General features: G+C 67.8%; 27 protein-coding genes, 1 tRNA gene and 1 pseudogene. 28 read left to right on the top strand and 1 reads right to left on the bottom strand.

Annotation, left to right across the window (positions count from 1 at the left end; translation table 11 throughout):
* Nucleotides 1-6: 6 nt before the first annotated feature.
* From tilS to HQN59_RS17975, 24 genes are all read left to right on the top strand, one after another.
* Nucleotides 7-1,380, top strand: a complete 1,374-nt coding sequence (gene tilS / locus HQN59_RS26855) for a tRNA lysidine(34) synthetase TilS (RefSeq protein ID WP_176070469.1) — start codon at nucleotides 7-9, stop codon at nucleotides 1,378-1,380.
* A gap of 78 nt (nucleotides 1,381-1,458) precedes the next feature.
* Nucleotides 1,459-2,769, top strand: a complete 1,311-nt coding sequence (locus HQN59_RS17865) for an aspartate kinase (protein ID WP_176070470.1) — start codon at nucleotides 1,459-1,461, stop codon at nucleotides 2,767-2,769.
* Nucleotides 2,770-2,784: 15 nt separating this feature from the next.
* Nucleotides 2,785-2,877: transfer RNA gene (locus HQN59_RS17870), tRNA-Ser, on the top strand.
* 193 nt (nucleotides 2,878-3,070) lie between these two features.
* Complete coding sequence (locus HQN59_RS27055) at nucleotides 3,071-4,366, top strand: phage integrase central domain-containing protein (protein ID WP_176070471.1); 1,296 nt, start codon at nucleotides 3,071-3,073, stop codon at nucleotides 4,364-4,366.
* A gap of 164 nt (nucleotides 4,367-4,530) precedes the next feature.
* A complete protein-coding gene (locus HQN59_RS17880) occupies nucleotides 4,531-4,725 on the top strand; it encodes a hypothetical protein (RefSeq protein WP_176070472.1) in 195 nt (64 codons plus the stop codon).
* Entirely contained in the window at nucleotides 4,722-4,928 is a 207-nt protein-coding gene (locus tag HQN59_RS17885) for a hypothetical protein (protein ID WP_176070473.1), read from the top strand. The genes HQN59_RS17880 and HQN59_RS17885 overlap by 4 nt, the downstream gene beginning before the upstream one ends.
* Nucleotides 4,929-5,007: 79 nt before the next feature.
* Nucleotides 5,008-5,304, top strand: a complete 297-nt coding sequence (locus HQN59_RS17890) for a hypothetical protein (protein WP_176070474.1) — start codon at nucleotides 5,008-5,010, stop codon at nucleotides 5,302-5,304.
* Nucleotides 5,297-5,617, top strand: coding sequence for a hypothetical protein (locus HQN59_RS17895; protein ID WP_176070475.1), 321 nt, complete (start codon nucleotides 5,297-5,299; stop codon nucleotides 5,615-5,617). The genes HQN59_RS17890 and HQN59_RS17895 overlap by 8 nt, the downstream gene beginning before the upstream one ends.
* The gene (locus tag HQN59_RS17900) at nucleotides 5,604-6,251 is read left to right on the top strand and encodes a hypothetical protein (RefSeq protein WP_176070476.1); all 648 of its coding nucleotides are present in this window, start codon (nucleotides 5,604-5,606) and stop codon (nucleotides 6,249-6,251) included. Before HQN59_RS17895 ends, HQN59_RS17900 begins: the two co-directional genes overlap by 14 nt.
* A 92-nt stretch (nucleotides 6,252-6,343) precedes the next feature.
* Nucleotides 6,344-6,691, top strand: a complete 348-nt coding sequence (locus HQN59_RS17905; RefSeq protein WP_176070477.1) for a helix-turn-helix transcriptional regulator — start codon at nucleotides 6,344-6,346, stop codon at nucleotides 6,689-6,691.
* On the top strand, nucleotides 6,688-6,972 hold the full coding sequence (locus HQN59_RS17910) for a hypothetical protein (protein WP_176070478.1): 285 nt from the start codon (nucleotides 6,688-6,690) through the stop codon (nucleotides 6,970-6,972). The genes HQN59_RS17905 and HQN59_RS17910 overlap by 4 nt, the downstream gene beginning before the upstream one ends.
* Nucleotides 6,969-7,268: a hypothetical protein gene (locus tag HQN59_RS17915; protein WP_176070479.1), complete on the top strand. Its 300-nt coding sequence runs from the start codon at nucleotides 6,969-6,971 to the stop codon at nucleotides 7,266-7,268. The genes HQN59_RS17910 and HQN59_RS17915 overlap by 4 nt, the downstream gene beginning before the upstream one ends.
* Nucleotides 7,265-7,693, top strand: a complete 429-nt coding sequence (locus HQN59_RS17920; RefSeq protein ID WP_176070480.1) for a hypothetical protein — start codon at nucleotides 7,265-7,267, stop codon at nucleotides 7,691-7,693. Before HQN59_RS17915 ends, HQN59_RS17920 begins: the two co-directional genes overlap by 4 nt.
* Nucleotides 7,690-8,808 carry an AAA family ATPase gene (locus HQN59_RS17925; RefSeq protein WP_176070481.1) on the top strand — a complete coding sequence of 373 codons (1,119 nt, stop codon included), beginning with the start codon at nucleotides 7,690-7,692 and terminating at the stop codon, nucleotides 8,806-8,808. Before HQN59_RS17920 ends, HQN59_RS17925 begins: the two co-directional genes overlap by 4 nt.
* 112 nt (nucleotides 8,809-8,920) lie before the next feature.
* Nucleotides 8,921-9,154 carry a hypothetical protein gene (locus HQN59_RS17930; protein WP_176070482.1) on the top strand — a complete coding sequence of 78 codons (234 nt, stop codon included), beginning with the start codon at nucleotides 8,921-8,923 and terminating at the stop codon, nucleotides 9,152-9,154.
* Between the two features lie 554 nt (nucleotides 9,155-9,708).
* On the top strand, nucleotides 9,709-10,386 hold the full coding sequence (locus HQN59_RS17935; RefSeq protein WP_176070483.1) for a hypothetical protein: 678 nt from the start codon (nucleotides 9,709-9,711) through the stop codon (nucleotides 10,384-10,386).
* Between the two features lie 43 nt (nucleotides 10,387-10,429).
* Entirely contained in the window at nucleotides 10,430-10,789 is a 360-nt protein-coding gene (locus tag HQN59_RS17940) for a hypothetical protein (protein ID WP_176070484.1), read from the top strand.
* Nucleotides 10,786-11,409, top strand: a complete 624-nt coding sequence (locus tag HQN59_RS17945) for a hypothetical protein (protein WP_176070485.1) — start codon at nucleotides 10,786-10,788, stop codon at nucleotides 11,407-11,409. The genes HQN59_RS17940 and HQN59_RS17945 overlap by 4 nt, the downstream gene beginning before the upstream one ends.
* Nucleotides 11,406-11,861: a GNAT family N-acetyltransferase gene (locus HQN59_RS17950; RefSeq protein WP_176070486.1), complete on the top strand. Its 456-nt coding sequence runs from the start codon at nucleotides 11,406-11,408 to the stop codon at nucleotides 11,859-11,861. The genes HQN59_RS17945 and HQN59_RS17950 overlap by 4 nt, the downstream gene beginning before the upstream one ends.
* On the top strand, nucleotides 11,851-12,351 hold the full coding sequence (locus HQN59_RS17955; RefSeq protein WP_176070487.1) for a hypothetical protein: 501 nt from the start codon (nucleotides 11,851-11,853) through the stop codon (nucleotides 12,349-12,351). The genes HQN59_RS17950 and HQN59_RS17955 overlap by 11 nt, the downstream gene beginning before the upstream one ends.
* Entirely contained in the window at nucleotides 12,344-12,811 is a 468-nt protein-coding gene (locus HQN59_RS17960) for a PC4/YdbC family ssDNA-binding protein (RefSeq protein ID WP_176070488.1), read from the top strand. The genes HQN59_RS17955 and HQN59_RS17960 overlap by 8 nt, the downstream gene beginning before the upstream one ends.
* 485 nt (nucleotides 12,812-13,296) lie before the next feature.
* A complete protein-coding gene (locus HQN59_RS17965) occupies nucleotides 13,297-14,133 on the top strand; it encodes a DUF6731 family protein (RefSeq protein ID WP_176070489.1) in 837 nt (278 codons plus the stop codon).
* Between the two features lie 13 nt (nucleotides 14,134-14,146).
* Nucleotides 14,147-14,575, top strand: a complete 429-nt coding sequence (locus HQN59_RS17970; RefSeq protein WP_176070490.1) for a hypothetical protein — start codon at nucleotides 14,147-14,149, stop codon at nucleotides 14,573-14,575.
* Nucleotides 14,576-14,618: 43 nt separating this feature from the next.
* Nucleotides 14,619-14,792, top strand: a complete 174-nt coding sequence (locus HQN59_RS17975) for a hypothetical protein (RefSeq protein ID WP_176070491.1) — start codon at nucleotides 14,619-14,621, stop codon at nucleotides 14,790-14,792.
* A 114-nt stretch (nucleotides 14,793-14,906) separates the two neighbouring features.
* Here the strand turns inward: HQN59_RS17975 and HQN59_RS17980 are convergent, their stop codons facing one another.
* Nucleotides 14,907-16,328: an Ig-like domain-containing protein gene (locus HQN59_RS17980; protein WP_176070492.1), complete on the bottom strand. Its 1,422-nt coding sequence runs from the start codon at nucleotides 16,326-16,328 to the stop codon at nucleotides 14,907-14,909.
* Nucleotides 16,329-16,816: 488 nt separating this feature from the next.
* Between HQN59_RS17980 and HQN59_RS27060 the strand changes: the two genes are divergently transcribed.
* From HQN59_RS27060 to HQN59_RS18000, 4 genes and pseudogenes are all read left to right on the top strand, one after another.
* Entirely contained in the window at nucleotides 16,817-17,500 is a 684-nt protein-coding gene (locus tag HQN59_RS27060) for a tyrosine-type recombinase/integrase (RefSeq protein ID WP_425342742.1), read from the top strand.
* Nucleotides 17,501-17,514: 14 nt separating this feature from the next.
* Complete coding sequence (locus tag HQN59_RS26865) at nucleotides 17,515-17,889, top strand: tyrosine-type recombinase/integrase (protein ID WP_342451242.1); 375 nt, start codon at nucleotides 17,515-17,517, stop codon at nucleotides 17,887-17,889.
* Between the two features lie 254 nt (nucleotides 17,890-18,143).
* Nucleotides 18,144-18,700: pseudogene (locus HQN59_RS27065) on the top strand (transposase); the annotation flags it as partial.
* 261 nt (nucleotides 18,701-18,961) lie between these two features.
* Nucleotides 18,962-19,165, top strand: coding sequence for a hypothetical protein (locus HQN59_RS18000; RefSeq protein WP_176070495.1), 204 nt, complete (start codon nucleotides 18,962-18,964; stop codon nucleotides 19,163-19,165).
* Nucleotides 19,166-19,186: the final 21 nt, after the last annotated feature.

A 19,186-nucleotide genomic window follows, 5' to 3' on the forward strand; every position in this document is an offset into this window, starting at 1 on the left:
GGTGCGGTGACGCGCCCGCGCGTTGCTGTCGCCTACAGCGGCGGGCGCGACTCGACGGCGCTGCTCCACGCGACGCTGGTCGCCGCCGTCGTGCACGGCGTCGACGTGGTGGCGCTGCACGTCCACCACGGGCTGAGTCCGCATGCCGACGCGTGGCTCGCGCACTGCGAGCGGCAATGCGCGCGCTGGGCCGCGACGTGGCCCGGTCTCGTGTTCGCGGCCGAGCGGCTGGCCGGACGCCCGTCCGCCGGCGAGAGCGTCGAAGCGTGGGCGCGCACCGCGCGCTATGCCGCGCTGCGCCGAATGGCGCTCGCGCACGGAGCGAGCCTCGTCCTGCTCGGCCAGCATCGCCGCGACCAGGCCGAGACGCTGCTGCTGCAGGCGCTGCGCGGCGGCGGCGCGCGCGGGCTCGCCGGCATGCCGCGCCAAGTCGAGCGGGCGGGCCTCGTCTGGGCGCGGCCGTGGCTCGACCGCCCGCGCGAAGCGATCGAGCATTACGTCGCGGCGCACGCGCTCGAGCATGTCGACGACGACAGCAACGCCGACCCGCGCTTCGCGCGCAACCGCCTGCGCCATGCGGTGTGGCCGAAGCTGACCGCCGCCTGGCCGCAGGCCGAAGCGGCGCTGGCGACCTCGGCGCGCTGGAGCGCCGATGCGGCGGCGGTGCTCGACGAAGTCGCTGCCGAAGACCTGGTGCGAGTCGGCGATGCCGGTGCGATCGACCTGGCCCGCTGGCGCGATCTTTCGCCGGCGCGGCGCAGCCTCGCCTTGCGCCACTGGCTCGCCGGGCATGGCGGCGTCGCACCGCCGCAGAGCCTCACGCAGCGGCTGCTCGACGAGCTCGGCACCGATCGCGCCGCGCGGTGGCCCTGGGGCGACCTGGAACTGCGCAGCTATCGCGGGCGGCTCGTCGTCGCGCGCACCGGTGGGCCGGACGCGTCGGGGCCTGCGAGTGGCGACGCGTCGCTTGGGGGCAAGGGCACGGATGGGCGACGAAGGGGCGACAGCCGCTTGCCCACGCGACCGGTGGTCACGCTCGCCATCGCGGGTCCGGGCAGCTACGACGTCCCGATCTGGAACGGCGCGCTTCACGTCGACCGCGTCGACAGCGGCGGCGTCGCTGCGCAGCGTCTCGAGCGTCTCGAGCTCCGCCTGCGCGAAGGCGGCGAGCGCTTCCAGCTCGGCCCGGGCCGACCCCCGCGCCCGCTGAAGAAGCAATACCAGGCCGTGGCACTGCCCGAGTGGGAGCGCACGGGGCCGCTCGTCTTCAGCGCCGGCGAGCTCGTCTTCGTGCCCGGGCTCGGACTCGACGCGCGGGCGCTCGCACCACCCGGCGCCCCGCAGTACGCGCTGGGCTGGGAGCCTCGGGCGCCGATTTAGAATGCCGGTTGCCCGACGTTCCGGTTTCCGGCCCGCGGGCGTTTTATTTCCACCCTGCAGGATCGGTTCCAAGCACCCATGGCACTCATCGTTCACAAGTACGGCGGAACGTCGATGGGCTCGACCGAGCGCATTCGCAACGTCGCCAAGCGGGTCGCCAAGTGGGTGCGGGCAGGCCACCAGATGGTCGTCGTGCCTTCTGCGATGAGCGGCGAGACCAACCGGCTGCTCGGCTTGGCCCGCGAACTGCAGCCGGCGGCGACCACCTCCGAACTGCTGCGCGAGCTCGACATGATCGCGTCGACCGGCGAGCAGGTCTCGGTCGGCCTGCTGGCGATCGCCCTGCAGGCCGAAGGCGTTCCGGCGGTGAGCTACACCGGCTGGCAGGTGCCGATCTCGACGGACGCCTCGTACACCAAGGCGCGCATCCAGCACATCGACGACAGCCGCGTGCGGGCCGACCTCGACGCGGGCAAGGTGGTCGTGATCACGGGCTTTCAGGGCGCCGATGCGCAGGGCCACGTGACGACGCTCGGCCGCGGCGGCTCCGACACCTCGGCGGTCGCGATCGCCGCGGCGCTGAAGGCCGCCGAGTGCCTCATCTACACCGACGTCGACGGCGTCTACACCACCGACCCGCGCATCGTCGCCGACGCGCGCCGGCTCAGCACCGTGAGCTTCGAGGAGATGCTCGAGATGGCGAGCCTCGGCTCGAAAGTGCTGCAGATCCGCTCGGTCGAGTTCGCCGGCAAGTACCGCGTGCCGCTGCGCGTGCTGTCGAGCTTCACGCCGTGGGACATCGACATCGACGAGGAATCCCGCTCCGGAACGCTGATCACCTTCGAGGAAGACGAGAACATGGAACAAGCCGTTGTGTCGGGAATTGCGTTCAACCGCGACGAGGCCAAGATCAGCCTGCTCGGCGTGACCGACAAGCCGGGCATCGCCCACCTGATCCTGGGGCCGGTGGCCGAGGCCAACATCGACGTCGACGTGATCATCCAGAACGTGTCGCACGACGGCAAGACCGACTTCTCGTTCACCGTGCACCGCAACGAGTTCGCACGCACGATGGACCTGCTCAAGACGAGGGTGCTGCCGCAGGTCGGCGCCAGCGGCCTCGTCGGCGACGACCGCATCTGCAAGGTGTCGATCGTCGGCATCGGCATGCGCTCGCACGTCGGCGTCGCGAGCCGCATGTTCAGCGTGCTCAGCAACGAGGGCATCAACATCCAGATGATCACGACTAGCGAGATCAAGACCAGCGTCGTGATCGACGAGAAGTACATGGAGCTCGCCGTGCGCGCCCTGCACAAGGCCTTCGAGCTCGACCAGCCCCCGGCACGCACCGAAGGCGCGGCCGCCGGAATCGGCTCGCAGGCAAGCTAGAATCGCGTCTTCCGCGGAGCTGTGACCGAGTGGCCGAAGGTGCTCCCCTGCTAAGGGAGTAGGTGGGCAAAACCTGCCTCGAGGGTTCGAATCCCTCCGGCTCCGCCAGGATACTCCCCCGCTAACGTGCAGCACAGTGCAGTTAGCGTGCAGGCGGAGAAGTCCTAAGTAGTTGATTTGACTACGCTTTTCTCCTGATCGACACTGACCTTAGTGCACGCAACGTGCAACAAGGCTCCAGCAGAACTCCGCCTGTTTCTGGCGGACTGGCTGGCGGACAGAACGTCGACAGAGGATCGCGATGGCTCGAATCCAAGCGGCTGCAAAGCTCCATCAGCTAACCACGCGCGAGGTGCTCGCGGCCGGTGACGGCGACCTCACGGACGGCGGTGGACTGCTGCTTCGAGTGCGCGATGCGTCCGCGTCTTGGGTGTTCCGATTCACGGCTGCAAGCGGTCGCCGGCCCGAGATGGGACTCGGCGCCGCGCACCGCGGCAGCGCCAAGCAAGCCGGCGAGAGCCTCACCACCGCCCGAAGCCAGGCGCATGCCGCGCGCGAGCTCCTGCGGCAGGGCATCGACCCCATTGACGAGCGCGACGGCCGGCGCGAGGCCGCCCGGCGCGCGGTCGAGGAAGCGAAGGCAGAGCAACAGCGGCAGCACCTGACCCTTGCACGGGCAGCTCGCGGGTATCACGAGCGAGTGATCGAGCCGACGCGCACCACGAAGCACGCTGCGCAGTGGATCGCCTCGCTCGAGCACCATGTTCCGGAGGCGCTCTGGCACGCACCGATAGCCTCGATTGAGGCTCCCGCGCTCTTGGCGGGGCTCTCCACCGTTCGTTCCCTTGCAGACCCCCGCGAGCGCGTACCCGAGACCCTGCAGAGAGTTCGGCAGCGCCTCGACTCCGTGTTCGAGGACGCGATCTTCCACGGGCACTGCACCACGAACCCTGCCGCGGCCATCCGTCGCAAGATGCGCGAAGCCATGCCGCGCGGCGACGCGGGCCAGCTCAAGGCGCTCCCGTATCGAGAGGCGCCGGCGCTGATGGAGAGACTGCGCCAAGCGGAAGGCATCGCCGCGAGGTGCCTCGAGTTCGCGGTGCTCACCGCCAGCCGCACGAGCGAGGCACTGCTCGCGACTTGGGCCGAGTTCGACCTCAACGGTGCGCTGTGGGTCATCCCCAAGGACCGCATGAAGGCGAAGGAGGAGCACACGGTGCACCTGTCGCCCGCGGCGCTCGCAGTGCTGCAGGGGCAGCGTGGGCTCGATCCGCGGTACGTGTTCCCGTCGCCGATGCTTGCCGACCGGCCCATGTCGAACATGGCGATGCTGACCGTGCTCGATCGCCTCGGCATGCGCGATCGCACGACGGTGCACGGGCTGTGTCGCGCGACCTTCTCGACGTGGGCAAACGAGACCGGCGCAGCCCGGCCCGACGTCATCGAGGCTTGCCTCGCGCACGAGGAGAAGAACCGCGTCCGCGCGGCCTACAACCGCGCGCAGTTCAATGAGGAGCGGCGAGCGCTGCTCGAGGCGTGGGCTGGGTTCCTTGCGCAGCCCTACGCATCCAACATCGTGCCGTTGCGCGCTGCGTGACGAGCGCGCACGGCGGACGCGGCATCCGCCAAGAGCTAGGGGATGATCGTTCGCGACGCCCATTCAGTCCGCCGCCGCGTCCGCCGGCGGCGGCAACGTCATCGCTTGATAAAGAGTTACAAATATCCCTTGCGTTCACTTGAATACGTGATACTGTTCTGCGCATGGAAAAGCCGAAGAACACCCACGGTGGCGCCGGACGAGGGCAAGGGCGCAAACCCCTGCAGGACGGCGCCGAGAGCGTGATCTATCCGATTCGGCTCACTCCGGCGCAGCGCGAGAAGGTCACGCGGCTGGGCGGGGCGCCATGGATTCGAGCGCGGATCGATAAGGCACGCGAACCAGGGGACACGAAATGAGAATCGGCCATCGCAAGGTCACGCTCGGCGAGCTGCTCATTGCCATGTTGGCCGTGAACCCGATCGGGTTCCTGGCGCTCAGCCAATGCGTGCAGCGCATGTCGGTCGCGACGGGCTTGCTGCTTGGCTTCGTCCTGTGGATCGTGGCGGCGCTCGGCGCGATTTGGGCGATTCGACAGAACCGGGTGCCTCAGCGGTACTGAGGCAAGTCGGGGCCGAACGATGCTGGACACATCGAGCGGCCCCTAACCACCACGTGCAACTCTGAAAGGACCGCACATCATGGCTTCCAAGATCGTACCTAAGGCTGAACCGGGGCATCGCGTGGAGTGGATCGCGAAGATGCTCGAAGAAATCGCCGGCGTCGCCCATCATGCGGACCGCCTGGCTTACTTCGCGGACGTGCCACCCGACGAGGCGTCGGTGGTCCTGGTCGACGCGCTGCGCAACCAGCTCTGTCGCATTGGCTGGATCGCAGAGACCTGCCTCGCTGAGTTCGAGGATGCCGACCCGATCCGGGGCACGGCTGAGGCCTGGCTCTTGTCGCCCGTGTGCCAACGGGAGGCAAGCCATGGCTGAGCCGCTGAACGAGCGCGAGCGCCTGCAGTGGTTCAAGCGCCACTATGGTCTGCGCGAGGCAGGTTTGGCCGCCGCGTTCGCTCATCTAGATCGTGAGGAGCGCCACCAGTTTCGCGAGCGGCTTCAGAACCCCGAGTTCGAAATGCCCGAGGCACTCGGGAGGCACAAGGCCGAGTTCCGGCGGCGCTGGTTGGATGCTCTCGAGGAGCTTGATCAGCTTGAAGCCCTGGAGCGGAAGCCGAGCGCCAAAGCGCAACGCGTTGCGAGTGAACTCCTGGCCCGCGTTATGAACGCATCAGGTGAACGCACATGACGCCGAGCTTGGGCGCGACTGCTCCTTAGCGCGACTGATGGTCACGAGCGTGCGTCGAAAGCCGACAGGAGGCTATCTGCGCTTCCTGGAGGCAGCGCACGCCCGGCTCGTGACCGGCGAGTCGCCCGAGAACTGGGCAGATACCCGCGACGCGATTGCCGAGCACCTCGCGGAATACCTGCGAGGCGACGCTGAGCGCGTAGAGCCTGACGTCGCAAGGGCGATGCTGGTCGCGTTCGAGCAGATGCAGGCGAAGGAGGCGTCATCGCTGTTCACGCCGTTACCCCGTCGTCGAGGGGAGAGTCCAAATCCGGCTGCGGTCAAGGCATGCCTTGAGGAGGCGGGAACGTACCTGCGCTTCTGTCTTAGTCGCCGCGGCGCTGCCTACATTGATCCGACGCCGATCGTCACTGTTCAGCGTGCGTTCGCCGTAAGCCGGCGCAACGTGTTCCGATGGAAGGAGCACGGCCGCGACTGGGCAGACGATCGCTTGCCGCACGGCATGGGTCCCGAGGAGTTTTTCGCTCACTTGCGCGCCAGGATGTTAGGCGCCAGCGTTCAGTACGTCCGCTTCGGAGGTGCCTCAAGTGGCGCCGTGCAGGCTCGGGATAGAAAACGACGCGTTGCGGGGTGACAGGCTTTGATTACGTGTCATCTCGCCAGTTAGGCCGCTGATCTTCACAGTCTCCCCCAGTCCCGAATTAGGGACGCCAAGGAGACTGTGTAGTGCTACAGCAGCAAGCCACGGGCAGACATGAAGTCCGCCAACTTCCCCAGGGCGGCAGCGCCGGCAGCCGGGCGCTGTCCGCCAGCGCTTCCCCCGCACCAATCCTCCTGAACGACGTTCAGGCTGCGCTCGCGCTCGGCGTGTCGGTGCGCCGCTTCCACACGCTGCGGCACGAAGCGTGGTTCCCGAAGCCCATCGTGCTCGGGCCACGGCTGCTGCGCTGGCCGCGTGCCGAGCTCGAGGCGGCGGTCGCGGCAATGCCCCGCCAGAACGAAGCCAAGCCGGAGCCGGCCCAGCTGCTGCGCAGCCGCGTCGAGCGCGCCAAGAAGACGGGGAGGCTGTCGTGAACGCCGCCGACAAGCTCCGCGAGCAGCTGATGCCCATCGCGCAGGCACTGGGCTCGGAAGGGCGGGCGCTCAGCGTTGCCGAAGGCGATGGCGGCGTTCCGGTGGTCGACGTCACCTTCGGGCTGACGCCGTTCGGCGCCCCGCGGGTGATGCGCTTCACCAGCGTCTCCAGCCTTGAGGCGCAGCTGCAGCGCTGGAACGTCCTTCCGCGGCCAGGCTACGGCACCAAGGGCGCCGAGCTCGTTCCGGTGCTGCGCAAGGTCACGTGGGGTCGCGGATGAGCCAGCTCTTCAACGCCGGCGAGCCGTTGAGCGACGCCGAGCAGCTCCTGCGACTGCGGGCGCTTCGCGACTCCCTATTCGCGAGCATGGTGCCGGATCTGCACACCGCCGCTGGCTTCGCCGATGCCGCCAAGCTGGTCGAGCGCATCCGGGCGGAGCCGGACAACTGCGGATTGATGTACGACGCACTGGCCTCGAACCTTGAGCTCATCAAAACCGGCGCGTGGCAGCGGGCCTATGCATGGGCCGCCGCCATCGAGCAGCACCTCAGAGAGCAGGTGGCTCCGAAAGCATGAGCGCTGTCGACTCGCTGCTCGCGCGCCTGGACAACCCGCGGCCGAACGGCCGGGATCGCTGGCGCTGTGCGTGTCCGGTCTGCGGCGAGCGCAACCGCTCGACCCTCTCGATCGGCGTGGGCGACAACGGCTGCGTGTTGCTCAAGTGCTGGAAGGAGGGTTGCGGCCCCGAGCAGATCGCGAACGCCGTCGGGCTCGAGCTGGAAGACCTGTTTCCGCCGCGGGAGCACTCGGCTTCCCCACTGAAGAGACGCCGGCTCATCACGGCCAATCAGGCGCTGGAGCTGCTCGACGACGAGATGACGCTGATGTTCGTGTGTGGCTCCGACATGGCGCGCGGTCAGGCCCTAGACGAACCGACGCGCGAGCGCCTGATGGTCGCCGCGGCGCGGATCGGGATGCTTCGCCAGGAGGTCCGCTCGTGACCGGCGGCGTGCGCGCGTACGACAGCGAGATCGCCGCCGCTGGCGGAGCGCACGCGGCGGTGCGCCGCTTTGAGCGCAAGGAGGACCGGTGCGACGACAGCGCACCCCTGGTGCGTCCCCTCTCCTACGTCTTGGCGGACGAGCTGGACGACGGCGACGAGACGTTCGACGACGAGCTAGTCGAGGGTGTGATCGGTCGAGTCGCGATGGCGGTGCTCTACGGCGATTCCAACTCGGGCAAGACCTTCCTCGCGATCGACATTGGCGCGGCAGTTGCGCGCGCGCAGGCCTGGATGGGCAGGAATGTCGCAGGCGGGTTGGTCGTCTACCTTGCGACCGAGGCCGCCAACTCGGTGCGCCTTCGCTTGCGTGCGTATCAGCGGTTCCACGGCGTCCGAGTCCCGGGCTTCGCCATCGTCCAGTCGCCAATCAACCTCTACGACGGCGAGGCGGACATCGTCGCCGTCCTGACGTTGATCTCCCAAATCGAGGCTCGGCTCGGCATCAAGTGCTCGCTCATCATCGGCGACACGCTCGCTCGAATCAGCGCTGGCGCCAACGAGAACAGCGGGCAGGACATGGGCGTCGTGATGCAGAACACGAGCGCCATCATCAGCGCGACCGGCGCTAGCTTTCTCTGGATCCACCACACAGGCAAGGACCAGGCGAAGGGCATGCGCGGCTGGTCGGGCATGCGTGCAGCGATCGAGACCGAGATCGAGATCACCGCGGACGAGGCCACGGGTTCGCGCGTGGCGGAGATCACCAAGCAGCGCGATCTGCCCGGCAAGGGAGACCGCTACGGCTTCCGACTCGAGTCCGTGATGCTCGGTAGCAACCTGTGGGGCCGCGAGCGCGGTTCGTGCGTGGTCGTGTCGACGGACGCCCCAGCAAAGCGGCAAGCAAAGCGCCAAAGCGAGATCGCTGGCGCCATCGTCGAATTCTTGAGCGCTCGCGGTACCGGGTGCCTCAAGGGTCGCGTGGTCGAGCACTTCGCGGACCGGTACGTCAAGTCCTCCGTCTACAAGGAGATCAAGAAGATGGTCATGGACGGTCGTTTGATCGAGGCTGGCGGAATCGTCGCATTGCCTGGCCTGCCGAGAGGTGCCGAATGATTCCAACAGGTTCCAAGCACCAGTCGGCACTCGCGGCAGTGTTGGTGCCAATAGGTTCCACACCCTTTAGGGTGGAACCAGTTGGCATCAGCCCCATGGATGCAGTCGGCACATGAGCGCCGAACCCGCCATCACCCGGACGTGGTCCGTCGGTCGCTACACGGCGCACCTGTCCGTCGCACGACCGAAGCCGGGAGCTGTCATGTGCGCCGTGATCGAGTGGACCCCCGGCGTGCCCCGCGACTTCACCGATCGGGACTACCAAAAGTACCGCGACGGCCGCGACCGTGCTCTCTCGCAGATCGCCGCAGAGCTTGGGATCAACGTGGCGGTGGTGGAGGCCTGATGGACGGCTCTGGGCGTCGACAAACCCTCCTGCGCCGCAGCGCTCCGCGCGCGTTTTCGTCGGGCGCGCGCATGCGCGAGAGGCCCGAAGCCTCGCAGCCCGCGTCTGCCCGCGGCGAACCGCGTAGCCGCATGCAATGGGCGCTGATCCAGCGCGTGTGCTGGTGCGTCACGGTCGTGCTCGTCGGAGCGGTCCTCATGGGGTGGCTTCGCTGATGCGCGCGCACCTATTCCTCCGACGGCGGACCGCTGGGCGGAAGCCGCCGGGCTGCGCCCGCAACCCCGCGTCGCCGCTCGCACTTTGGCGGAGCACATCTCCGCCGCACGCCTCGGGGCGTCGCACCTTTCCCGACTCACCTTCACCTGAAGCGATGACACATGGATGACTTCTTGAGCGACTTCGCAGACGCGGCACCGGCGCCCGCGGCGCCCGCGGCCCCCGCGGCGAGCGCTGCCCCGAGTACGCCCCAGGCGAGCACTGCAGCGCCCGGCACTGCCGCCCCCGCAGCGCCTGGTGCTCAGCCGACGGCAGCCGCGCCGGCGCCGAGCGACCCGTTGGCCGCGATCCCGAGCAAGTACCGCGTCAAGGCCGCCGACGGCAGCGTCGACCGCGACGCCTCGATGGCGAAGCTGGCCGAGGGTTACCGCGCGCTCGAGTCCCGCATGGGCAGCGCCAGCGGTCGGCCGGCAGCCCCGGACGACTACGTGATCGACGTCCCCGAGGAGCTCGCCGGCGCGTTCGACCCGGCGGCGCCCGAGTTCAAGGCGTTCCAGGCCGAGGCGCACGAGATGGGCTTCAGCCAGAAGCAGCTCGATTTCGTCATGGGCAAGTACTTCCAGGAGGCGCCGCGCCTGGTTGCCGGAGCCCAGGCCGCAGACGCGCATGCCGCCGAGGCGACGCTGCGCAGCGTGTGGCCAACCGAGGGCGCGTTCGACACGAACCTGCAGAACGCCGAGCGTGCGGTCGCGCAGTTCGGCGCCGACCTCGGCGAGAGCGTCGTTCGTGACTTGCAGAACAAGCCCGCCGTGATCCAGCTGCTCGCCCGGATCGGTGCCCAGCTGCGCGAGGACGCGCCCCCGCAGGGTGACCTCGGCTCCCGCGGCAATCCCGGCATCAACGAACTGCTCGCGCACCCTGCCTACAGCAACCCGCGGCACCCCGAGCACGACGCGATCAGCGCGCGCGTGAACGCGTACTACGCCAGCCAGCCCGACGCGAGCAAGCCGATCTGACGCGGCCGCTCGATTTCCTTCCCAACAGCCTGAAAGGCACACCATGACCGACGAGACCCAACCCCGCCCCCCGAGCCGCAGCCGCACGCCCGTGTCGGTGCCCGGCGTTCCCGAGACCAAGGGCACCCGCAGCACCGAGAACGGCTCGCACACCGTCACCATGAGCGTCGCGGAGCTCGATGCCCTCATCGCCAAGCGCGTCGGCGTCGCCATGGCCAATGCCTCGCTGCAGAGCGGCGCCAAACCCGCGGACGCGAAGCCGCTGCCCACGATGGAGCAGGCCAAGGCCATGGTCGAGACCGACAAGGCCCGAGGCCTACCGGTCGCCGCGATCCTGACCGACGCCGGTTGGTACGTCGATCCGATGGCCGGCTACCAGGCCGAGCCGGAGAAGCGCGTATGACGGCGGGCGACACCGCTCGTGCCGACGTCGACACGGCGCAGGCCGAGCTCGAGCGGATCTCGGGCGAGGTCGCCGACCTCGAGACCAAGATCGCCAGCAGCACGCTCGAGGCTGCTCGGCTCGAGGGCACCGCCGACGGCGGCGCAGCGCTCGCGGCGATCTATGACGACCTGGCGCGCGCCCGTCAGCGGCTGGGCGCTCTGATCGTGGCCCAGCAGCAAGCATCGGCGCGCCTGGCAGTGGCCACGCAGCGGCACCTGCAGGCGCTCACAGCCGAGGTGGGCTCATCGCTCGTGCCGTACCGCGATCGGCGCGAGGAGGCGCTCGAATCAGCGGTGCAAGCGGCGCGGGTGTTCGCAGATCGGCTCCGGGAGCTCGCCGACGCCGAGCGCGCGCGTCAGATGGCCTATCAGAGCGTCTCGCCGCGATCGTTCAGCAGCTCGGGCGCCGGCTTCGACCATTCGCACCTGCGTGAGGTGCAGGCCATGCTGCCGGCGCCAATCACGCACGACGAGCCCCTATACGCGGCGGTGCTCCAGGCCGCGGTCGCGCCGCCCCCGCACCGGCCGTTCTGGCGCAGCCGCGCCGATTACCTCGCGATCGAAGCCGCACGCACGTGAGCATCCGGCCCGGCACCCTCGCGGACGTCCCCGCGCTCGTCGGGCTCGGCGAGCGGTTGCACGCGCTCTCGAGCTACGCGCCGCTGTCGTTCGACCGCGAGAAGGTCGCCGGGGTGCTGGCGCGCGTGATCGAGGGCGGGGTGGTCTACGTTGCCACTCGCAACGAGCAGATCGTCGGCGGCATCGCCGGCGGCGTTACCGAGCACTGGTTCGGGCACAGCCTGCACGGGTATGACGTGTCGTTCTTCGTCGACCCAGCGCACCGCCACGGGATCACCGCGGCGCGCCTGCTCGGGTGCTTCGAGCAATGGTGCAAGGCACGCGGTGCCGTCGAGGTGCGGCTCGGCATCACGACCGGCCTGGACGTCGAGGCTACGTCCCGGTTCTACGAATCCCAGGGCTACGCGCGGAGCGGTGCCCTGTTCACCAAGGAGGTCCACCATGGGCATTGAAACCGCAGCGCTGATCGCCGGCGGCCTGATCTCGGCAGGTGCCGCGGTCTACAGCGGCCAGCAGCAGGAGAAGATGGCGGATCGCGCGGCAGACCAGGCGGAGGCGGACGCGGAGGCCGCAAGGGGCGCCGCCATGGTCGAGGCGGCGAAGATCCGCAAGGCAGCCAAGGAGCAGCGCAGCGCGGCCGTGGCAGCTCTGGCCGCGTCGGGCGTGGATGTGTCCGCGGGCACTGCCGAGCAGATACAGACCGACATCGACACCCGCGGCGAGGAGGATGCCTTGACCGTCATCCTCAGCGGGGGGAATCGAGGACGCTACCTTGAGGCTGACGCGCGGCTCTCCCGCATGCGCGGTGGGCAGGCGGCAACGGCCGGCTACATCAACGGGGGCTCGTCCCTGCTGACCAGCGTCAGCGCGGCCGCCAAGGGCTGGAAGTCGACTGGAAAGCCCGTGTGGGGCGGCACTGCCGCTGACCCCTGGTATGGCTGATGAGGCGGCGCGTCGGGGTTTGGCAAGCCCGGAGAGGCTTGCGCAGCTCCGGGAGCGGCGCAATGCCCTCGCGGCCGACCGCGATGCCCTCGCCGGCCTTCCAGAGGCCGGGCGGCGCAAGGACTGGGCACGCACGCTCCGCGACATGGATGGCCTGCTGCAGCAGCTCGACGCGCTCATCGATCGGGGGAACCGCGCGCCGAAGGCAGCACGGCCAGCCAGGGCCGCGCGTCGAGACGAGCCGAAGGATGTCGTCACGATCGCGCGGCTGCCGAAAGGCGAGGGCGGCGAGGTCCGGGTGCGCGTGCTGACGTGGCGCGGCGAGCGCGTGGTCGACGTGCGGCTATGGGTGACGTGCGACGGCGGAGAGCCTGCGCCGACGCGGCGCGGCGTCGCAGTCGCGGCCGGTGACCTCGGCGGGTTGCTAGATGCGTTGCGGAGCGCTGCGGCGCACGTCTGAGGTTCGGCCGGGCCTTGATGCTCGCGGCGGCCGTGCCCGACAGGCCCTCAGCTGCGCCGGCGTGAGCCGGTCGAGCATCATGGTCCAGCACTGGGTAAGGCGGCCGCGCTGGACGACGACGCGAGCGTATTCGACGTGCTCACCGGTGACGGCGACGAACGAGTGCAACGAGATTTTCATGTGCTGCTTCCCTGACGCGCACAACGCGTGCGCAAGAAGCATCGTTCAGGCTCACCACGGCCTTACGGGCACCCCTGGGCGGAGGTACCGTCCGCCGCAGCGCTTTGGCTCACAAGCACTTGGGCGCGTGCGGATTCTCAGTCCGCCGGCTGGTCCGCCGAGCTCTAGTGGATAGCGGCGAAGTGTGGCGAGCTCTCGCCTAGCAGGAGAGCATAGCGCCTGAACGTCGCGCGGCACGTACACCCTGTGAAACCCCGAGGCTTGGGGGGCGTCGCGGCGGCTAGCCTCCCCGGTTGGAGGAGGCAATGGCCGAGAAGTCATACAAGGTTTACTTTGCACGCACCTCTATGGGGCAGCAAGGTGGAAGCATCGCGCAAGCGCTGCGGGAGGCGTACGAGCAGTTTGGTCCCAACCTGCCACCGATCGAACTGGGCGGTGAAGGCTATCAGGTGAGGAACCTTGAGCGAACCGGACGTGTGTGGAAGGGGGTATTTGGTCGGCTCAGGGACGATGCGCCACACATTGTCGACGCTGTACGGGATCAGGAGCGTGAAATCGACCTGCAGGAAGGCGATCGAATCATCGACAAATGCCATTTCCTGTACCGCGAGCGACGAAACGTTTTGGTATGGCAGACGAACCGAACTGCCGGGGGACTTTCGAGAGCTCAGCAATACCTGGCGCAGGTTCTTGACGACTACGTCGAGCTGCCCCAGATCATGAATGAGGCGGAGCTTGCTGAGGTGCTCGAGCGCGAGGTCTACGAGGTCAGCTTCTCGTATGACCGGCCCCCGAGCCTGGGGCAATCTTCCCCAGCTTGGACGCAGCATGCCTTCGACATGATGGAGAACGTGCATGCAGCGCAGGCGAAGTTCGTGCTTCGTGCGCAGCGCGGGAGTGGCCTAACCGGCGCGGCGAATCGGATGGTGCGCCGGCTTGTGGGTGAGGTCGGCGTGGAGAAAGTTCGGGTGCGCCTGACTGACGACAGCGAGCCCGTGGAGCTGTTTATGGCCCCGCTGAAGACGACGATCAAGGTGAGCGTGATCGGGCGTTACCCGATCCCCGCTGAGGTCTATCAAGCATTGGAGCAAGCCTATGACAACCATCGGGATTACGTCGGGGCGCCGGAGCCCGGCGAATAAGCACAGGCTTGCTGTGTCGCCTGCGCTCATTCCCGTTCTGGTACTTGTGGCGAGCGCTGCCGTTTGCCGCTGGGGCGGCGTCACTGTGACAGTGGCGGAGCCAGGAGCGCTTCTGACCGTCGGCGGCACCGTCGCCTCAGTCAGCGCAACCATGCTGGGCTTCCTGCTTGCAGCACTTGCGGTGCTCGCAAGCATCAATCACACACACCTGGTGCGAATGATGCGGCAGACGGGACACTACAAGGATCTGCTGCACACCGTCTTCGCTAGCTGTGCGACGTTTCTCCTGTGCCTGCTTCTGGGCTTTACGCTCGCACTTGGCTTCGAGATCCCAGGGTGGACGAGAGGCGCCATAGTTCCTGCCCATCTAGCCGCCCTGGCTTCGCTGGTCGACGTGGGCCGCAAGTTTTGGCTCGTGCTGTGCAATCTTCGCGAGGCTTAGCTCCTAATTTGGCCGCAGGCTTGCACACTACGATGCCGACGCGATGGCTGAACCTCTCATCCTCTACCGCTGGTGGATCACCGACGGGGTCACCGGCAAACGTCGGCTGACGCGGTACCGCATGACCGAGGCCGACGCGCTCGCGCGGCACCCGGGCGCCGAGCCGGACCTCGCGAGCCGAGAGGAGCGCCACGGCACGGCTTACTGTGAACTCTAGAGCCGGCCCGCCGGACGCCGCCGTCGACCGCTCCGGTAGTGGTTTATCGGTCGTGGCCGTGCTCGTCGCCAAGCGTCAAGGCGATGCTCGGCCGTTGCTAGGTCCGCCGATTCCCTACCAATACAGTTCGACGGATCGATCTACGCCACCGCCAAAGCCGCCGGTGACGAGCAGCTTGCCGTTGGTAAGCAGAACGGCTGCATGCCCGTCGCGAGCCACCGACATGTTGGCGAGCGGGCGCCACGAACGGGTCGCGGGGTCCCATGCCTCGGCGGTGATGTTGTCGGCCGCGTCGAAGCCGCCAGCCGTGACGATGACGCGGCCATCCCGCATCCGCGTCGCAGTGGGTAAGGCGTAGCGGCCGCGCGTCATGGTCCCGGCCGGGAGCCATGTGCTGCTCACCGGGTCGAACAGCTCCGCCATCGTTACGCCTGCGGTCGTGTTAGCCCCGACGCCGCCGCCGAGGACTAGGATGCCTCCGCCGGCGACCGCGATCGCCCGGTGGGCGAATCGCGGCGTCAGGCTTGTGGGGCCCAGGCTCCAGGTCAGGGTCACGGGGTCAAATATTTCCGACCTGCCGGCCGGAACGCTCGGGCTCCTCGGAATCGTCGGATCGCCGCCATCAAGGCCGCCGACGACCAAGACACGGCCGTCCGGGAGGAGGGTCGCGGAATGCGCGTACCGAAACCGGGTCAGCGATCCAGCGGCCGACCAACTCCCCAAGACGGGATCGAATAGCTCGGCCAGCGGCGAAGGCACCGCCCCGCCCGCGAACAGCACCTTGCCGTCAGGCAGCGTGACGTCGACCGGTCGAAAGCGGGCGGTCGACATGGCACCGGCAGCTGACCAGGTCGCAGTCGTCGGATCGAAGATCTCGGAGCTGGCGAGATGCTGACCTGCTGCGCCGAAGCCGCCCGTCACCAGCACCTTGCCGTCGCCAAGCAAGCTCGCGGACGGCAAGGTTCGAACCGTCGTCATCCGGCCGGCCGGCGACCAGCGGTCCTTAACCGGGTCGTACAGCTCGGCGTCCGCAGTACCGCCACCCGCCACGAGCACCCTGCCATCGCGGAGCACGATTGCCATATGGTTGACATGCGGATAAAGCATGGTGGCTCCGGGCGTCCAGCGATCGGCGGTCACCATCAGGTCGGTGGACGTCGTCAGCGTGCCCGAGCGTGCCGTGACCGTCGACCGACCGAGCGCCACGCCCGTCACTAAGCCACTGGCAGCGTTGACGCGGGCCACGTTCGGCGCGCTCGAACTCCACTGCACTTGGGCAGTGACATCGGCCGTCGTGGCGTCGCTGTAGGTGGCGGTTGCTACAAGCTGCGTGTCAATGCCGACGCCAGTTGCCGGCAGCACAGGAGCAATCGAGATCGACACGAGGACCGCGGCCGCCGCACTACCACCGCCGCCACCTGTCCCACCCCCGGAGCCGCCGGCCCCGTCGCCCCCGTCGCCGCCCCCGCACGAGGCGAGCAGGGTGCACAGCACCAGCACCGACATGCAGCGGAAGAACTGAATTGGTGAAAGCATGTTGGGGCCGAGTTCCTGCAGTGGATAAGCGCTTGGGCCGGGCGGGGACAGCGCGTCGCTCCGATTGTGCAGGCTCTGTGGTTCACTGCTTCGGGGCAAATCCGTACTTGGCGTCCAAACTGAGCCAGCGCGCTCGGGCGCCGGGGGCGCTCTGAATCCAGGCGGACAAACCGGCGAATGCGCGCTACGGACTCCAGAAACTTCAAGCGCGACAATGGGTCTTGACAGACTCCGGCTCCGCCAAGCGATCGTGTAAGGGCCCCTCTCCAGGGGCCTTTTTCATTGGAGGGCGCTCAACCAAACAGTCCCCGGACCTCTCGCATAGTCCTTCAAGATCTCGCTACGGTGACGGGTAGGTGAGCGGTAGAGATGCCGCGTAAAGCCCGGGAGTTGTCGCCGCTCGAGGTGCGCCGGTTGAACATGCCGGGACGCTGGAGCGTCGGCAGGGTGGGCCTTGCGCTCCAAGTTTCCGCCTCAGTAACGAAGAGTTGGGTGCTTCGCCTCAGGATCTCGGGAGATGGGCCTCGGCGCCTACGGGTGTCACCCTGGCTGCCGCCAGGGAGCTGGCGCGGGAACAGCGAGCGCACGGCCAACAAGGCCGCGATCCGATCGTCGCAAGGAGTAGCGCGCGCAGCGCTGCCACGGCCGAACGGCGCGCACAGCAGACCTTTGCGGAGATAGCCGCCCACTACATCCGCCAGCACTCGCCCGGGTGGCGGAACCCGAAGCACGTGGCGCAGTGGGGCGCAACGCTGCGGACCTATGCGGAGCCCGTGATCGGCGACCTCGCAGTGCGCAATATTGGTACCGAGCACATCATCCGAATACTCGAGCCGATCTGGATGGCGAAAACGGAAACGGCGAGCCGCGTCCGGTCTCGCATCGAACTTGTGCTCGACTTTGCTGCAGCCAGAGGGTTGCGCGAGAGCCCGAATCCCGCGCTATGGCGAGGCAACCTCGATGCGGCTTTACCGAAGGCAGCCAAGGTGGCAAAGGTTCGGCATCACGCTGCAGTGCCAGTCGAGCAGGTGGCAGAGGTCATGTCGCAAATCCGTCGGCAACATGGCGTCGCGGCGAGGGCGCTGGAGTTCGCCATCCTCACGGCAGCGCGCTCCGGTGAGGTGCGCGGTGTCACCTGGTCGGAGGTCGACTTGGAACGCGGGATTGGGTGATCCCGGCAGTGAGGATGAAGGACGGCCGCGAGCACCGGGTGCCCCTCTCGGAAGCGGCGCTCGAGGTGCTGGGCGGGCTGCGGCGTACGGAAGGCTCCGAGCGGGTATTTCCAGGCATGCGTGGGCCGCTGTCGGACATGAGCTTGTCCACGGTGTTGCGGCGCATGCACATCAACGCCACGGTGCATGGCTTCAGAAGCACCTTCCGCGACTGGTGTGCGGAGCACACCGAGTACCCGAACGAGGTGGTAGAGATGGCCCTCGCCCATGCCATTGGAGACAAGGTCGAAGCGGCGTATAGGCGCGGCGATCTCTACCGCAAGCGTGCACGCATGATGAACGACTGGGGGCACTTTGTCGTGCCTGCCGAAGAGCGTACCAGGCTGTGAGCAAGTGTCCCGCGGCGTAGGCGTCACCCACGCGATCACGGTTGCGAATAGCCTCTGTTGGGCGCCGTTCGAGGACGGCTTCAGACTGCAAGGTGACGCGCGTCCTCCGCGCGTGAGCGGCCGCTTCGATCCAAAGCTGCCGTTCGTCGGCCCGCGTTGGAGGATGGTCACTGGACCTTTGGGCGGCATGATCTGCTCCCCAAGAGGCGTACCACGCGAAGCGAACAAAATCGGCACAACCGAAAGGAAGCGCGATGCGCAAGAGCAGGTACACCGACGAACAGATCATCGGGTTCATCCGGCAGGCTGACGCTGGGGTGAGCGTCGCGGGTTGTGCCGCAAGGAAGGCTTCAGCAGCGCCACGTTCTACAAGTGGCGAGCGAAGTTCGGCGGCATGGAAGCCAGCGACGCCAAGCGGCTGCGCGAGCTCGAGGCTGAGAACACGCGGCTGAAGAAGCTTCACGCCGAGGCCGCCCTGGACAACAAAGCGCTGAAGGTGGCCTTCGGCGTAAAGCGCTTAGCCCACCGGCGAAGCGACGCGCGGTGGGCAAGATGTTGGAAGCAACCCGGATCAGTGAACGGCGGGCGTGTGCCCTGGTGGAGCTGGCCAGAGACAGCTTGCGCCATCCACCGCGGCGAGCTCAGCTCGACGGCGGCATGAGCGAGCGAATCGTGGCGCTTGCCCACGAGCGGCGACGGTTCGGCTACCGGCGGATCGCCGACTTGATCCATCCCGAGGGCACGCAGATCAACGGCAAGCCGGTATCTCGGCTGTACCGTCTCGCGGATCTCGCAGTGCGCAAGCGTCGAGGCAAGAAGCGCGTGAGCTCGAGCGGGTGCCGCTGCACCATCGCCGAACCATCAACGAGGTCTGAAGCCTCAATTTTTTTCAGCGACAGCCTGGCCAACGGACGGCGGATCAAGGTGCTTGCCGTGACCGACCTCAAGAGGACCCTGCGAGCGGCCCAGGGGCGCCCAGGGCTGTCTCTGGACAGTAGAACTCCGAGGCGTCGATGGCTCGCGGTGCGTTAACCTTGCAGACCGCTAGCGTTTTTCACACAGGAGTTCCGCCGTGGCCGTCACGAAGACCGAGGTCGTCAGCGCCCGCGTTGCCCCCGATGTCAAGGCTGCCCTGGCCGCTGCCGCCCAAACGGAGCGGCGGAGCGTAGCTTCAATGCTGGAGGTGATGGTGCTGAGCTACTGCAGCCAGCACGGCATCTCCTCGACGCCAGCGAAGGCCGCGGGCCGCGCCGGCGCCAAGTCAGCTCGCAAGTGACAACTTTCTGAAGCGGAGGCC

Source organism: Rhizobacter koreensis, from assembly GCF_013366375.1.
Taxonomy (GTDB): domain Bacteria; phylum Pseudomonadota; class Gammaproteobacteria; order Burkholderiales; family Burkholderiaceae_C; genus Schlegelella_A; species Schlegelella_A koreensis.

Coding starts and splice junctions, on each gene's coding strand:
- HQN59_RS17865 (WP_176070470.1), top strand. CDS start 1,459: ATGGCACTCATCGTTCACAAGTACGGCGGAACGTCGATGGGCTCGACC.
- HQN59_RS27055 (WP_176070471.1), top strand. CDS start 3,071: ATGGCTCGAATCCAAGCGGCTGCAAAGCTCCATCAGCTAACCACGCGC.
- HQN59_RS17880 (WP_176070472.1), top strand. CDS start 4,531: ATGGAAAAGCCGAAGAACACCCACGGTGGCGCCGGACGAGGGCAAGGG.
- HQN59_RS17885 (WP_176070473.1), top strand. CDS start 4,722: ATGAGAATCGGCCATCGCAAGGTCACGCTCGGCGAGCTGCTCATTGCC.
- HQN59_RS17890 (WP_176070474.1), top strand. CDS start 5,008: ATGGCTTCCAAGATCGTACCTAAGGCTGAACCGGGGCATCGCGTGGAG.
- HQN59_RS17895 (WP_176070475.1), top strand. CDS start 5,297: ATGGCTGAGCCGCTGAACGAGCGCGAGCGCCTGCAGTGGTTCAAGCGC.
- HQN59_RS17915 (WP_176070479.1), top strand. CDS start 6,969: ATGAGCCAGCTCTTCAACGCCGGCGAGCCGTTGAGCGACGCCGAGCAG.
- HQN59_RS17920 (WP_176070480.1), top strand. CDS start 7,265: ATGAGCGCTGTCGACTCGCTGCTCGCGCGCCTGGACAACCCGCGGCCG.
- HQN59_RS17930 (WP_176070482.1), top strand. CDS start 8,921: ATGAGCGCCGAACCCGCCATCACCCGGACGTGGTCCGTCGGTCGCTAC.
- HQN59_RS17940 (WP_176070484.1), top strand. CDS start 10,430: ATGACCGACGAGACCCAACCCCGCCCCCCGAGCCGCAGCCGCACGCCC.
- HQN59_RS17945 (WP_176070485.1), top strand. CDS start 10,786: ATGACGGCGGGCGACACCGCTCGTGCCGACGTCGACACGGCGCAGGCC.
- HQN59_RS17955 (WP_176070487.1), top strand. CDS start 11,851: ATGGGCATTGAAACCGCAGCGCTGATCGCCGGCGGCCTGATCTCGGCA.
- HQN59_RS17960 (WP_176070488.1), top strand. CDS start 12,344: ATGGCTGATGAGGCGGCGCGTCGGGGTTTGGCAAGCCCGGAGAGGCTT.
- HQN59_RS17965 (WP_176070489.1), top strand. CDS start 13,297: ATGGCCGAGAAGTCATACAAGGTTTACTTTGCACGCACCTCTATGGGG.
- HQN59_RS17975 (WP_176070491.1), top strand. CDS start 14,619: ATGGCTGAACCTCTCATCCTCTACCGCTGGTGGATCACCGACGGGGTC.
- HQN59_RS17980 (WP_176070492.1), bottom strand. CDS start 16,328: ATGCTTTCACCAATTCAGTTCTTCCGCTGCATGTCGGTGCTGGTGCTG.
- HQN59_RS26865 (WP_342451242.1), top strand. CDS start 17,515: ATGAAGGACGGCCGCGAGCACCGGGTGCCCCTCTCGGAAGCGGCGCTC.